General features: G+C 60.0%; 14 protein-coding genes. 7 read left to right on the top strand and 7 right to left on the bottom strand.

Features of this window, described 5'->3' with window-relative positions:
* Positions 1-190 precede the first annotated feature (190 nt).
* A complete protein-coding gene (locus tag EYW45_RS10230; RefSeq protein WP_161135239.1) occupies positions 191-589 on the top strand; it encodes a winged helix-turn-helix transcriptional regulator in 399 nt (132 codons plus the stop codon).
* A gap of 126 nt (positions 590-715) precedes the next feature.
* Here the strand turns inward: EYW45_RS10230 and EYW45_RS10225 are convergent, their stop codons facing one another.
* Positions 716-1,213, bottom strand: coding sequence for a DUF417 family protein (locus EYW45_RS10225; RefSeq protein ID WP_161135238.1), 498 nt, complete (start codon positions 1,211-1,213; stop codon positions 716-718).
* Positions 1,214-1,230: 17 nt separating this feature from the next.
* On the opposite strand from EYW45_RS10225, the gene EYW45_RS10220 reads away from it, so the two are divergent.
* Positions 1,231-1,797 (top strand): MarR family winged helix-turn-helix transcriptional regulator, encoded by a 567-nt coding sequence (locus EYW45_RS10220; RefSeq protein ID WP_161135237.1) that lies wholly within the window; start codon positions 1,231-1,233, stop codon positions 1,795-1,797.
* Between the two features lie 131 nt (positions 1,798-1,928).
* Positions 1,929-2,981: an MBL fold metallo-hydrolase gene (locus tag EYW45_RS10215; RefSeq protein ID WP_328703612.1), complete on the top strand. Its 1,053-nt coding sequence runs from the start codon at positions 1,929-1,931 to the stop codon at positions 2,979-2,981.
* A gap of 37 nt (positions 2,982-3,018) precedes the next feature.
* Here the strand turns inward: EYW45_RS10215 and gcvA are convergent, their stop codons facing one another.
* Complete coding sequence (gcvA, locus tag EYW45_RS10210) at positions 3,019-3,963, bottom strand: transcriptional regulator GcvA (RefSeq protein ID WP_161135236.1); 945 nt, start codon at positions 3,961-3,963, stop codon at positions 3,019-3,021.
* A gap of 97 nt (positions 3,964-4,060) precedes the next feature.
* Here gcvA and EYW45_RS10205 point away from each other — a divergent pair, with 97 nt between their 5' ends.
* Together EYW45_RS10205 and EYW45_RS10200 are read left to right on the top strand one after the other, a co-directional pair.
* Positions 4,061-4,903, top strand: coding sequence for a DMT family transporter (locus EYW45_RS10205; RefSeq protein ID WP_161135235.1), 843 nt, complete (start codon positions 4,061-4,063; stop codon positions 4,901-4,903).
* A 47-nt stretch (positions 4,904-4,950) separates the two neighbouring features.
* Complete coding sequence (locus tag EYW45_RS10200; RefSeq protein WP_161135234.1) at positions 4,951-5,724, top strand: SDR family oxidoreductase; 774 nt, start codon at positions 4,951-4,953, stop codon at positions 5,722-5,724.
* 24 nt (positions 5,725-5,748) lie between these two features.
* Here EYW45_RS10200 and EYW45_RS10195 read toward each other — a convergent pair whose 3' ends face one another.
* The gene (locus EYW45_RS10195) at positions 5,749-6,846 is read right to left on the bottom strand and encodes an oxidoreductase (protein ID WP_202444648.1); all 1,098 of its coding nucleotides are present in this window, start codon (positions 6,844-6,846) and stop codon (positions 5,749-5,751) included.
* 1 nt (position 6,847) lies between these two features.
* Complete coding sequence (locus EYW45_RS10190) at positions 6,848-7,243, bottom strand: RidA family protein (RefSeq protein ID WP_161135232.1); 396 nt, start codon at positions 7,241-7,243, stop codon at positions 6,848-6,850.
* Between the two features lie 150 nt (positions 7,244-7,393).
* On the opposite strand from EYW45_RS10190, the gene EYW45_RS10185 reads away from it, so the two are divergent.
* Complete coding sequence (locus tag EYW45_RS10185; RefSeq protein ID WP_161135231.1) at positions 7,394-8,308, top strand: LysR substrate-binding domain-containing protein; 915 nt, start codon at positions 7,394-7,396, stop codon at positions 8,306-8,308.
* On the opposite strand, the gene EYW45_RS10180 is transcribed toward EYW45_RS10185, so the two are convergent.
* Positions 8,292-8,642, bottom strand: coding sequence for a hypothetical protein (locus tag EYW45_RS10180; RefSeq protein WP_161135230.1), 351 nt, complete (start codon positions 8,640-8,642; stop codon positions 8,292-8,294). The two genes, EYW45_RS10185 and EYW45_RS10180, sit on opposite strands and share 17 nt — an antisense overlap.
* A gap of 169 nt (positions 8,643-8,811) precedes the next feature.
* Between EYW45_RS10180 and EYW45_RS10175 the strand changes: the two genes are divergently transcribed.
* Positions 8,812-9,459, top strand: coding sequence for an SOS response-associated peptidase (locus EYW45_RS10175; protein WP_161135229.1), 648 nt, complete (start codon positions 8,812-8,814; stop codon positions 9,457-9,459).
* Between the two features lie 93 nt (positions 9,460-9,552).
* Here the strand turns inward: EYW45_RS10175 and EYW45_RS10170 are convergent, their stop codons facing one another.
* Positions 9,553-11,007 carry an efflux transporter outer membrane subunit gene (locus tag EYW45_RS10170; RefSeq protein ID WP_161135228.1) on the bottom strand — a complete coding sequence of 485 codons (1,455 nt, stop codon included), beginning with the start codon at positions 11,005-11,007 and terminating at the stop codon, positions 9,553-9,555.
* Between the two features lie 8 nt (positions 11,008-11,015).
* The gene (locus EYW45_RS10165; RefSeq protein WP_161135227.1) at positions 11,016-14,150 is read right to left on the bottom strand and encodes an efflux RND transporter permease subunit; all 3,135 of its coding nucleotides are present in this window, start codon (positions 14,148-14,150) and stop codon (positions 11,016-11,018) included.
* Between the last annotated feature and the right edge of the window lie 14 nt (positions 14,151-14,164).

Below are 14,164 nucleotides of genomic sequence, written 5' to 3'. Positions count from 1 at the left end.
ATCGAGAGAGATGGCCGGCGGGTGAAGCGTTACGCGCAAAAGCCCGAGGCGCATTGCCTGCTCCGATAACTTCGTTTGGCATCCGCCACCTCTTGCGCGCGGCTACGTTGCCGATGCAAAAGATGATAAAAGTGCGATTGAATAAACACCAGTACGCACTATTTGGTAAGTGCTCAATCGGAGATGGAAGATGAGAGAGCGTCCGTTTCGCTGCGGGATGGAAGCCGTCGTTGATCTGGTCGGTGGAAAGTGGAAACTCGTCATTCTGTTTTATCTGAGCCGTCAGCGCATGCGCTTCGGCGAGCTGCAGCGGAATGTTGGAGACGTAAGCGAGAAGATGCTCAGTCAGCAACTTAAGGAGATGGTGGCTGATGGGCTTCTGCTGCGGATCGACTTCAAAACCGTGCCGCCTCATGTGGAGTATGAAACCACTGCATTCGGGCTTGATCTCGGCCGCGCCATGGTACCGGTGTGTGAGTGGGGTTCGCGGAACATGGATGAAGTCACCGCCATCGCCAAGGCGCGCGCGATTCGCCAGGCAAGGAAAGTTTCACGCTCCATCCCTGACGGCACAGACAGCAGATCTTGATCCATGACCGATGTTGCAGGCACGCGCGCGCAGCGCGTTGACACCACGCGGTCGCAGCTAGGCGCAAGCAATCATTCCGCTATGCACCTGGTGCTCGGGGTCGTTACGGCAATCGCCTGACCGCCATTACCTCACGCCTTGCCCCGCAAGTCGCATGGCGCAGTCGCCCATCAGATAAAGGCTGATGCCGAGCAAGGCAACATCCTTGATCAGAAACGTCCCAAGCACGTTGAGCCATGGGAAGCCGCCCAAAGGGAGCTCCCACACAGTGAGCGCGAGCATCGTCGAGACGGTCGTTGCAAACGTCGCGCTGCCCAGGACACCCGCAGCGATCCCCGCGCGCGGTGACCAAGGTGAAGCAATAAATAGCGCAGCGGTAATGAGCTCAACGACGCCAAGAAGATAGGACGTTCCAGCCTCGCCAAACACCCCATACAACCATGCCAGCCAGGGCGTGCCAGTAATGAGAGGCTTCAATGCCTCGATCTCGATCTGCGTGAACTTCAGGATTCCGATCAGAGCAAGCGGCAGCACGACGCCCGCAAGCATGACGGCGCGACCCGCCTTGACCACATGGTTCGGCCAGACTGCGGAAGGGGCAGGATTGATGAAAGTATTCAACATGGTCTTCTCCAAAATGTATGCGTGACGCACATACTACACAAGAATCTATGATTCGCGCATATAATTTGAAAATGAATGATGAAAAGCTTGTGAACATATTTGGGGCCCTCGCCTTGGCGGTGGCAGATGACCTGCTCGCCGAGGCGCAAACGGAGGCACCCGAGGCCGGGCCGGCGGCGGCCGCAATTTCTCTTTTGCGTCACGAACCCGGCATGTCGATCGATCAACTTCGTCGGGGCTTGCCCCTGTCCCATCCCGGCACGGTGCGGCTGGTCGACAGATTGGCGGAGGATGGGCTGGTCATGCGGCAGACGTCCGAGCGGGATCGGCGAGCCGTGGCACTCAGCTTGACGCAAGCAGGCGAAAGCGCCTGTTCAAAGATCCGCGCCGCACGGGGCGAAAGCGTCGGTCGTGCACTCAGTGCCCTGAATGCAAAAGAACGCGCCACGTTTGGCGTTCTGGTTGAGAAGATGCTGTCCACACTCGTACGTGGCGAAGATCATTGCTATGCCGTCTGCCGGCTCTGTGACGAAACAGCATGCAAGGAATGTCCCGTCAGCGCTGCGTTGCTGGCGAAAGGCTAAAAGTACCTCTCCAGATAGGCCAAAAGCGCCCTTTTCAATCTGGTGAGTCATTGCCAGAAAACAATTCAGCGGCGTGCTGTGAAACGCATCTGCTGGTGCAAGCCCGATCGCTTCAAAACCGGAGACACCTCGTGAACCTATTCCACGCCTCAAACCACTCATCAGCGGCAACGCTGAGTCATTTGTCTTCCAGACTGGCCGCTGTTTCGCTCGTTGCGTTCGCATTGGGCGCGTCGCTGCCGAGCAGTGCCACCGCGCATGAAAGTGTTCACCGTACGCCACTTGCCAAGTCCGCGCAGCATCAAGAGCAAAGCGCTTTTTACCGGTTTGAGGTTGGCGATGTGCGCGTGGTCGCCTTATCCGATGGAACGGTGCCGCAAGACCTACACAGCCTTCTCAAAGGCGTGTCTCCCGCCGAGATAGATACGATATTGCACAGGGCCTTTATGGCTAATCCGGTCGAGGCTTCCATTAACGCATACCTCATCGAAGGGGATGGCCGCGTCGCGCTCGTGGACACCGGCGCGGGCGCCTTTTTTGGTCCCGGAGCGGGCGGGAAACTCTTGGCGAGCTTGCGTTCTGCCGGTTATGGCCCCGAGCACATCACCGATGTACTGCTGACCCACATCCACACCGACCACAGCGGTGGACTCGTCGATGCGCAGGGCGGCATGGTCTTTCGCAATGCCACCATCCATGTTGGCCAGCAAGATGTTGATTTCTTCCTCGCTGCGGCAAACCAGAAAGGCGTGGACGGATACGACAAAGCCTATTTTGAACAAGCGACGAAAAGCATGCAGCCCTACGTCAAAGCGGGCAGAGTAAAAGGCTTTTCATCGGTCACTGAAGTTATGCCCGGCGTTAAAGCAGTGCCGACGCCAGGGCACACGCCTGGGCATGCCTTCTTCGTGCTCTCAAGTAAAGGCCAGAGCCTGGAATTCATCGGCGATGTCCTGCACGTCCAATCTGTACAGATGGCTCGGCCTGAGATCACAATCGTCTACGACGTCGAACAGCCCGCAGCCAGATCGCAACGCGAAACCCAATTTGCGCGATTGGCTCACGACCGTCACATGATTGCCGGCGCGCATCTGCCTTTTCCTGGGATAGGTCACATCCGCAAGGAAAGCACCGGCTTTACGTATGTGCCCACCGATTATCGCAATCGGGCGGTGTCGAATTAGAAAGCGCTGCGCGAGTGGGTCGATATGCGTTGCAGCATCATCGGCCCATCTCCGACGTGGTGCCGCCCCCATGTGATTCATTGAACGCAAGATTAGACCCTGCGGCTTCGCTGCTCAGCCAAGCGCGAAACTGCACCACAATGTCATCCGTGTGCCGCTCTGCCGGCACATAAGTGAAATAGCTTCGCGACGGTAGCCGCGGTTCTGCAAAGGGTGCCACCAGGCGCCCAGCGGCAAGATCGTCTGCCACCAGCGCCGTTGGCCCCATGGCAATACCGATGCCCTCGATGGCGGCTTGAATGGTCAGATAAAAGTGATCGAACGTGATCGTGGCCGCAGCTTCAAGTGCGCCGCCTTTCGCTTGCGCAAGCCAGTCGGGCCACACTCGTGGAAGGCTCGACGTGTGCAGCAAGGTGTGCTGCTGTATGTCCTCGATCATGCGCAAAGGCTGTCGTTGCAAAAGCGCCGGGCTGCACACCGGCACCCTTTCTTCCGACAAGAAATACTGCATCGTGTACCCGTAGTACGTGTCCGGTCCGCCCCGGATGATGACGTCGAATCGATCGGTCAAACTTTCCAACGGGGCGTTGGATGTCTCTACCCTGACCTCGACGTCTGCATGCTGTGAACGAAACGCTTCCAACCGTGGCACCAGCCAGCGCAGCGTGAACGTCGATGGCGCATTGACGGACAACATTCGCGATCGCGCCGGGCTCGTACCGTATGTCGAGCTTGCCTGGGAAAGCTGCTCGAAGGCTGGGCCGATATGGGCCAGATACGCCCTCGCGGCAGGTGTGAGTTCGATGCGCCGATTGTGCCGCTCGAAAACCGGGGCACCCAACCATTCCTCAAGCATGCGCACTTGTTGGCTCACCGCGCCCTGGGTGACGTGCAGCTCAGCCGCCGCCCCTTTGAAACTACCGCAGCGACCAGCAGCTTCAAAGGCACGCAGCGCGTTTAGAGGGGGAAGTGTCCGCTTCATTCGAAATAGTTTTTCTAATGCGAACGGGCAATTTAAATGGTTTGTTGCCCGTTCACAAGAGCGATACGCTACCGACCTGCCCCATCAGGATAATTGAATGCTTAGTTACGCCGGCGGTTTGGTCCTCGTTGCGGCCTTGCTCCATGCCAGTTGGAACGCAATGTTGCACGCAAATAACGATCGCTCGCTGTCGATGGCATGGATGAGTATCGCCATTGCCGTCGTGGCAACCGTGGTGATTTTTTTCACACCTGCACCGGCGCCCGCAGCGTGGCCCTACATTGCGGCGTCGGGCATCGTGCACATTCTCTACAACCTGGCGCTTGTCCGTTCATACCGCACCTACGATCTTGCACAGGCGTATCCCATCGCGCGCGGCTCCTCGCCCTTGTTCGTCACTTTGGGTGCAACGCTTGTCGCACAGGAAACGATCGGTCCATTGCATGTGCTGGGCATCGCGATGATCTCAAGCGGCATCCTTGCGATCGCACTCGAGGGCCGCAAGCTCTCGTCTTCCGGCGCGGTAGCCGCGCTGCTCACCGGCGTGACCATCGCGGTCTATACAGTCCTTGACGGCATGGGCGTGCGGCTGACCCACGGCGATGCAATCGCCTACACGGCCTGGATGTTCTTGTGCTATTGGGTGATGCCGGTGTTGTTCATTGCCAAAAGCGGCGTCGGTGCGCTGTGGACGCCTGTGCGCAGGGCACCGCGCAGCATCGGCATATCGCTGATCGGCGGTGTGGTGTCGCTTCTCGCCTACGGCATCGTGATCTGGGCCCTGCAATCTGGTGCCATGGGTGCCGTGTCTGCCCTGCGCGAAACGAGTGTGGTCTTTGCCGTGCTGATCGGCCGCCTGTTTCTGGGTGAGGCATTAACGGTCAGACGCAGCATCGCCTGCCTGGTCGTGGCAATCGGGGCATTCTGCCTGGGGTTGTGAGTGCGATATTTTTTTCCATGTTCAGGCGTTTCGCCTCGGGAGCTTTTATGCAAAACACATCGGTGGATACATCGCCATCTCGCGTCATCGTGATCACCGGGGGCAGCCGCGGGGTTGGCGCCGCCACCGCGCGCCTTGCGGCCGCGCAAGGCTACGATGTTGCGATCAGCTTCGTCTCCAATGCAGCCGCAGCCGACGCCGTAGCGGCGGACGTCCGAGCACTTGGCCGTCGCGCATTGGCGGTGCAAGCGGATAACGCAGCGCCCGAACAACTCGCACGATTTTTTGAGGCTGTCGACCGGGCGTTGGGCCAGGTCGACGTGCTGGTCAACAACGCCGCCATCATCGCGCCGCAGTCGCGATTCGAAGATATCGATTGCGCACGCATGTCACGAATCTTCGCGGTAAACGCCATCGGGCCGATGCTCTGCGCCCAGCATGCGGCCAAGCGCATGTCGCCGCGTCATGGGGGGCACGGTGGCGTCATCGTCAACATTTCATCGGCGGCAGCGCGGTTGGGCAGCCCCAACGAATACATCGACTACGCAGCGTCAAAGGGTGCGCTGGAAACGTTCACGACCGGATTTGCCAAGGAAGTCGCCCGGGAGAACATACGCGTGAACTGCGTGCGTCCTGGACATATCTATACGGAGATGCATGCCAGCGGTGGCGAACCGGGACGCGTCGACCGCGTGAAAGATTCGATCCCCATGGGACGAGGCGGCCAACCTGAAGAGGTGGCGCGCGCCATCCTGTGGCTCGCGAGCAGCGAGGCCTCCTTCGTAACGGGTACGTTTCTCGACGTCACGGGTGGCAAATGATGGGGTAATGCGGCGCTCGGCATCTCAGCCCTCGCGCAGCCGTCGCGCATTGGCCAGGTCGGCAAGGGGTGAGAGCAGCGCGCGATCGAAGACGCCAAGGTCATCGCCATTGCGCAGGCGACGGGCCCAGTCGGCATGAATGAGTGCTCCCCTGCCCAGCGAAATCAAGTCCGCTTCGCCACGTTCAATCATGCCGACGCTCTCCAAAGGCACATGCAATGAGCCATTGGCGATCACGGGCACCGTTCCATGTTTCTTGGCCAGCGCGGCGAGACTCTGCCCTTGGCCGAAAGCCGGCTGCCAGGCTTCGAACTCAGTCGTGTGCAGGTAATCGATGGGTGCGGCCGAAAGCGTTTCGAAAATCTCCGCCGCGTCCAACGTGCCGCCCGCCCACTTGTGGGTGAAATCGTTTACCTTGGCTTGCGATACCCGGTAGCCCACCGTGAAGTTGGGGCCAACAGCTTGGCGTACGGCCTGAATCGTCTCGACACCGAGGCGCAGACGATGCGCTAACGAGCCGCCGTAGCGATCGCCTCGTTGATTGGTGTAGTCGGTCATGAACTGGTCGAGAAGGTAGCCGTTTGCGCCATGAATCTCCACGCCATCGAATCCAGCCTCCTTCGCACGCACCGCCGAGCGAGCAAACCCCGCCAATACATCGCTCACTTCCGTCAGCGATAGCGCGTCGGGCACCCGGTAGGCCCCGTCCCCGCGATAAAAACTCATCTGTGCGCCCTTCGGCCGCATCGCCGACGGACCCTTGGCGTTTGGCCGATGGGGATTACCTTGCGAGATGGCACCGGCGTGCATGAGTTGGGCGATGATGCGGCCACCGTTTGCGTGTACGCGATCCACGACCGCTCGCCATGCCTCCACCTGGCCGTCGTCGGTGAGACCGGGTTGGAAAAGATAGCCTTGCGCGTACGCCTTGTCGGTGTACACACCCTCGGTGATGATCAAGCCGAATCCGCCGGCGGCAAAGTCGCCGTAGTAGTCCACCATCTCGGCGGTAGCTCGCCCATCGGCCGTCGCGCTCACTCGCGTCATCGGTGCTACAGCCAAACGGTTCGCCAACTGCAGCGTACCGATCGCGATCGGCTGGTAAAGACTCGACACGGCCATCTCAACGGCCCTCGGCATTTGGCGGGAAGGCGATTGCTTCGATTTCAATCATGGCTTCAGGCGTGTAAAGGGCCTTGATTTCGGCAATGGTATCGGCGGGGTACGGCGCAGAAAAGAACTCGCGACGCAAGCTCACGACATCGTCGAAGTTGCCCATATCGGTGACGAAAATGGTGACCTTGACCACATCCGTCAAACTGGCGCCACCGGCCTCGAGCGCGCGGCGCAGATTTGCAAATGCCTGCCGCCCTTGTGCCATAAAACCACCCTGCACGATTTTGCCGTCTTCACCGGCACCGGCCTGCCCCGATATGAACAGCCAGCCATTTACTTTGATCCCCTGCGACAGCAGAAAGGGCTCGTAGGGGTCCGGTGTGGTCACAATGCGTTCGATCATGATTAGTTTCTCTCATCTATGGGTCCACCAGGCTTGGGGGACAACTGCAGCGTAAATCTGCGATCGGAGCGCGACAAAGGATCATTTATCATCTGATAAATAAGTTATTCTCATTCATAACAGCATTCTGCCGACTGCATTCGAGCACGCATGAATCGACGATCTCTACCGCTTTCAGCGCTTCGCGCCTTCGAGGCTGCGGCGCGTCTTGGCAGCTTCAAGGCTGCGGCGGAGGAACTCGCCGTCACGCCAACGGCCATCAGCCACCAGATTCGCGGTCTGGAGCAGCACGTAGACGCGCCGCTCTTCAGTCGGCAGGTTCGGCGCGTCACCCTGACGGAAGCAGGTGCGCGCCTTTACCCCGTGCTTAGAAATGGCTTCGACGACTTTCAGGTGGCGCTGGACCGGCTGACCGAATCGCGTCGCAGGCCACAGGTGGTGATCTCCGCAACCAATGCGTTCACGGCGAAATGGCTCTTGCCAAGGATGGGCGCCTTCCGCCGCGATCTGGCGAGCATCGATCTGCAGATCCAGGCGTCCGACGACATGGCCGACCTGCGCTCAACAGCTGTCGATATCGCGATTCGCTATGGCCGGGGTCCCTATCCAGGTCTGATTGTGGAACCCTTATTCACCGACCGCTTCGCCCCCGTCGCCAACCCACGGCTTGGCATACGCGCGCTCGAAGATCTCGCTCGTTGGCCGCTTATCTACTTCGACTGGCGACGGCACCATCGGGATAATCCCACCTGGACGCGTTGGTTCGCCGAAGCCCAGCGGGTCGAGCAATCTCCCGCGGGCGTCTTGCGGTTTTCAGATGAAGGACATGCCATACAGGCTGCAGTCGCAGGGGAAGGGATTGCCTTGGTAAGCCAGGCGCTGATCGCCGATGAGTTGGCGGCTGGCCGGCTCCATCAACCCTTCGGCCCGAGCATCGCCGGGCACACGTATCACGTGGCGTTCAGCAGTGAGCGCGCGTTATCGATCAGCGCGCGTGCTGTGATGGAATGGCTGCGGGCACAGGCCACAGGGGTTGCGAGCTCGCACCTCAGCATCGACCCTTAGCTTTCAAAGCTTTGAAATGCGCCGCGACCTTGCGTTGGGCGTTCTTGAGCGCCGTGCCTTCGCCCGACTTGCGGGATTCGCTGCGGTACTGGTTTGTGATCACATTGCCATCCGCCTCGGAGATGTTCTTGAGTGCGCATTTCGCCTCACTGCCCTGGGCGCCCAGCTTGGCAAAAAGCTCGTTTTTGGCCACCCATTCCCCCTTCCCGCTGCTTCCTCGATATTGGTGATTGGTCGTGTTTGACCACCCTGGCACGTAGTTGTAATCCTGCGCGTGTGCTGGCGTCGACCACGCAAATGCGAATGCTGTACCCAATGCCATCAAAACTTTCACGTCTTCGCTCCTACTGAGATACCTCATAAGTGCGGCAGGTGCCGTCCATTCGGCTTCAGGTTGATAGACTTGCACGAATGGATAATCGTTCGCCCACGTTGCCTACTGCACCACGGACGCTAAAACATACCGCAGAATAAACTCGTCCGATGGCATGTGGAGCCGCGCAATGTGCAGTCACTACCTCGCCCTGAAAGAACGCGAATTGTTCGAACGCAGCTTTGGTGCAAGGCTCGCCACAGGCGCGTTCAAGGAAGACATGTGGCCCAAATACGAAGGCGTTTTCGTAAGACGCCCGCCTGAGCATGACGCTGGAGACGAAGCGGTACCCGATGTTGAGGCGGCAACCGGCAGGTGGGGACTGATCTCGGCACTCACCAGAACGCCGAATACGAAACTTTCGACGTTCAATGCGCGATCGGAAACGGCAGCCACGTCGTTCACTTTCGGCAACGCATGGCGTCGCGGTCAGCATTGCATCATCCCGGCGGAGGCAATCTTTGAACCCGACTGGCGCTCGGGCAAAGCGGTGCCCACCAAGTTCACGCGGGCCGACGGAAAACCGATTGGGGTCGCCGGTCTCTGGGACCGCTGGCGATCGCCGGAAGGCGAAATCGTCGAGAGCTACACCATGCTCACAATCAACGCTGACGATCACCAGCTCTTTCGCGACTATCACCAGGCCGGAAAAGAAAAGCGCATGGTCGTGATCCTGCCTGAAGGAAGCTATAACGACTGGTTGACGTGCGGCGCGGCGCGCACGCGGGAGTTCTTGAATCCTTATCCTCATGACATGCTGGCGGCGACGTCGATGTAGCAACATGCCAACTGGATGTTTCATCATCCTCTAGAAGCGATGAGACGCGCTGATGAAACACCCGCGTCGAATGATGCGCGCCGATTCCCGCTTTCAGCCCGGCGGGCTGGCTGCCGCAGAAAGATCGCCCTCACTGCCACCGCCACCACCGATCGACTTGTAAAGATTGGCCACGGCAAGCCGCTCCTGCGTGCGCACCTCGATCAACGAAAGCTGATCCGCGAAGCTGCGGCGCTGCGCATCCAGATACTGCAATTGCCCGTCGATGCCGGCTTCGTACCGGATTTTCGACAGGCGCAGCGTCTCTGCCGTGGACGCCGCCAGCGCTGCCCGCGCCTGAACTTCCTTCGCCAGCGTGCGGCGTGCAGCAAGCGCATCGGCGACCTCGGTAAACGCGTTCTGCACAGTGCCTTCATATGCCGCCACGGCCTCGTCGCGGCGCGCCGTCGCGAGGTCCAGGCCCGCCACATTTCTGCCGCCGGAGAATATCGGCAGACTGATCTGCGGCATGAACTGCCATGCGCCCGAACCGCTGCTGAACAGATTCGAGAGTTCGGTGCTGGATGAGCCAAACGCACCCGTCAACGAGATGTTCGGAAAGAAGGCTGCGCGCGCCGCGCCAATGCTGGCGTTGCGGCCGCGAAGCCGGCTCTCGGCCGCGAGTACGTCCGGACGCCACTCCAGCAATGACGACGGCAGCCCGGCATCCACGTCGGCGAATAACGGACCCACATCATCCGTGAGGTCGACGGCTGCCCCAGGCTGCATACCCGTCAACAGCGTGAGCGCATTGCGCGCTTGCGCAACTTCTCGTGCCGTTCGCTCCTGCTCGGCGCGGGCTTGCTCAACCAGCCCAACTGCCTCCTGATAGTCAAGCGCCGACGCTGTGCCGGATCGCTCACGCAACGTGAATAGTTGCAGCGATTCCTCGCGCGCCGCAAGCGTGCGCAATGTGAGGGCGTTGCGTTGCTGCGCACTGCTCTGCATAAGATAGGCATTGGCCACGTCATAGATCAGGTTGAGTTGCACATTGCGCACCCCGTGTGCCGTGGCGAGATACTCCTCGAAGGCCGCTTCGGAAAGATTGCGCACGCGTCCGAACAGATCCAATTCGAACGCGCTTGCCGCCACATTGGCCTGGAATACATTGCCAGTGACTTGCGTGCCCGCTGGTGACACATCCGCAGGCGTGCGCTGGCGCGTCATCGACCCGGCCAGTCCGATCGCGGGAAGACGGTCGGCCCGCTGCACGCCGTACTGCGCCCTCGCCGCCTCCATATTGCTCACGGCTTGCCGAAGATTGCGGTTATGCGCCAACGCGAGCGCAACGATATCGCGCAGCCGATCGCTCACGATGAACCGCTGCCAGTCCAATGGCGCCTCCGCGAGAGGACGCGACGGGCCATCGGTAACGTCACCCTCCCATGCGCTGGGAATCGGTGCGGTCGGCCGCTCGTACGTGGGTGCCAGCGAGCACCCTGCCAAAGCCACGCTCAGCGCCAGCACTGTGCCGCGCACGATCAGCTGAAATGAATGGTGGTACGTCATGGGGCGACTCACTTTGCTTCCTGGGCGGGGGTGTTCGGGGTGTCTACCGCAGGCGCTTTCTTGCCGGTCATGCTTTGCACCCACACATAAAAGATCGGCACGAACAGCACGCCCAGAATCGTGGCGGTAAGCATGCCGCCGATCACCCCCGTGCCGATGGCGCGCTGGCTGGCGGCGCCTGCGCCGCTGGCGATGGCGAGCGGCACCACACCCAGAATGAAGGCGATCGAGGTCATGATGATGGGACGGAAACGAATCCGCGCGGCCTCCATCGCGGCCTCTTTGGCCGAGCGGCCTTGCGCGCGCAAATCCTTGGCGAACTCGATGATCAGAATCGCGTTCTTGGCGGCCAGTCCGATGATGGTGATCAGCCCGACCTTGAAGTAAACGTCGTTGGGCATGTTGAACAACGTGACCGCGCCCACCGCGCCCAATGCACCGATCGGCACGATGAGCATCACCGAAAACGGGATCGACCAGCTTTCATATAGCCCCACCAACAGCAGGAATACGACCAGCAACGCGAGACCGATCACGATCGGTGCCTGCGCCCCCGACGCTTTCTCCTGAAACGACAGTCCCGTCCATTCATACCCGATACCCGGCGGTAATTCGGCGGCCAAGCGTTCCATTTCCGCCATCGCTTGACCGGAGCTGTAGCCCGGTTTGGCATCGCCCATCAACTTGATACCGGGGTAGCCGTTGTAACGCACGACCTGCACCGGCCCATGCGACCAGGCGATCTCGGTGAACGCGTCCAGCGGCACCAGTTCACCACTGCGATTGGGCACATAGAGACGCTTCAGATCTTCGGGCGTGGTGCGTGCATCCGGCCGGGCTTGCACGATCACGCGCTGCATGCGACCCACGTTGGCAAACTCATTGATTTGACTCGACCCAAAGGCCGTCGACAGCGTGGTGTTGATCGCGTCGAAAGCAATGCCAAGGGCTTGCGCCTTGTCGCGATCTACCTTGAGTTCGATTTCCGGCGCATCGGCCAGCCCTTCCATGGCCACGTAGGCAATGGATTCCGAAGCGTACGCCTTGCCCATGAGCTGATCGCGCGCTTGCAACAATGCCTCGCGCCCCAGTCCTGCCCGATCCTGCAAGCGCAACGAGAACCCATTGCTGTTGCCCATGCCCTCAACGGGCGGTGGCGATACCGCGAACACCGTACCGTCGCGCGCTTCGGCAAAGCGGGCATTGATGGTGTTGACGGCGCTTTCGGCCGACTCCGCTTTCGACCGTTCTGCCCAATCCTTGAACATGACGAAGGAGAGTCCGGCATTCTGGCCCGATCCGGAGAAGCTGAATCCCATGATGGACAACGTGGAGCTTACCGACGGGATGTCAGCAGCTACCTGGCCGATCTCATCGATCGTGGCTTTCGTGCGCGGCAATGTGGCACCGGGGGCCAGTTGCGTATCGACCATGATGTAGCCCTGATCCTCGACCGGCAGGAAGCCCGAGGGCAAACGGCCATACGCAAAGGCCAGCACCGCAATCAACGCGGCGTACACCACCATGCAGCGACCCACACGCTTGAGCGAGCGGTTGTTCAGACTGGCATAGCCGTTGGTGAGCCGGGAAAACTTGCGGTTGAACCAACCGAAGAAGCCCTTCTTTTCGTGATGACCTTTGGCAATGGGCTTCAAAAGCGTGGCGCACAGTGCGGGCGTCATGGTCAACGCCAGAAAGCCCGAAAACATGATCGATACGGCAAGCGAAATCGAGAACTGGCGATACACGATGCCGACCGATCCGCTCATGAAGGCAAGCGGCAGAAATACCGCGGCCAGCACCAGTGTGATGCCCACGATCGCGCCCGATATCTGACTCATGGCCTTGAGGGTCGCCTCCTTCGGCGACAACCCCTCTTCGGCCATGATGCGCTCTACGTTTTCGACCACCACGATGGCATCGTCGACCAGAATGCCGATGGCCAGCACCATGCCGAACATGGTCATCATGTTGATCGAAAAGCCCAGCAGCAACATCACTCCGAGCGTGCCGAGCAGGCAGACCGGCACGACCACGATCGGAATGAACGTGTAGCGAAAGTTCTGCAAGAACAGGAACATCACCACGAACACCAGCGCGATCGCTTCGAGGAGGGTGTAAACCACTTTCTCGATCGCAACCTTCACAAACACCGATGTGTCGTAAGGGGTTGCATATTCGATGTCTGCCGGAAAACCGTTTGAGAGTTCGGCCAGGCGTGCCTTCACGCCTTCTGCCGTCGCAAGCGCATTGGCACCAGGAGCGAGTTGTACCGCAACGCCGGCGGCAGCCTTGCCGTCGATCTGCGAATTGAAGGTGTAATCCTGGCTGCCCGTGACCACCTCGGCCACATCGCTCAACTTCACAACCGACCCGTCTTCATTGGCGCGCAGCACGATATTGCCGAACTCCTCGGGGTCTTGCAGTTGGCCGCGCACCATCACTGTGGCGGTGATCTGTTGATCGGGCGTTCCGGGTTGCGCACCGATGCTGCCGGCCGGAACCTGCACGTTCTGCGACGCGATGGCGTTGTTCACGTCAGCCGGCGAAAGACCGAAGCCGACAAGCTTGGCGGGATCGATCCAGACACGCATGGCGCGCTCGGAGCCGAACATCTGCACCCGCCCCACCCCGGCCACGCGGCGAATCTCGTTATTCACATTACGCGCGGCGTAATCCGCCAGGCCCACAGGATCCTTGTCACCATTCTTGTAGGTGAGCGTGTAGATCAGCAGAAAGTTGCTGCTGGCCTGCTCGACCTGCAAGCCCTGCTGCGTAACCGAACTCGGTAACCTTGCCTCGACCCGCTTGATCCGATTCTGCACATCGACTTGCGCCAGATCGGGATCGGTGCCGGGCGCAAACGTGACGTAGGTCTCGGACTGGCCGCTCGAACTGCTCGTGGACTCGTAATACAGCAGGCCCTTTGCGCCATTGAGTTCCTCTTCGATGAGGCTCGTCACGCTCTCGTTGATCGTTTGCGCCGAGGCGCCGGGATAGTTTGCGGTGATCAGGATTTGCGGCGGCGCAACGGTGGGGTACTGCGCGATCGGAAGATTGGGCAATGCCAGCAGCCCGGCCAGCGAAATGAAGATCGCGACCACCCAGGCAAGATTGGGTCGATTGATGAAGAACTTTGACATGGGAATTCGTCCTG

It is taken from the genome of Schauerella aestuarii (genome assembly GCF_009866805.1).
Classification (GTDB): domain Bacteria; phylum Pseudomonadota; class Gammaproteobacteria; order Burkholderiales; family Burkholderiaceae_B; genus Schauerella; species Schauerella aestuarii.
Note: the sequence above shows the minus strand (reverse complement) of the source record. Positions and strands in the feature narration are given on the sequence as shown.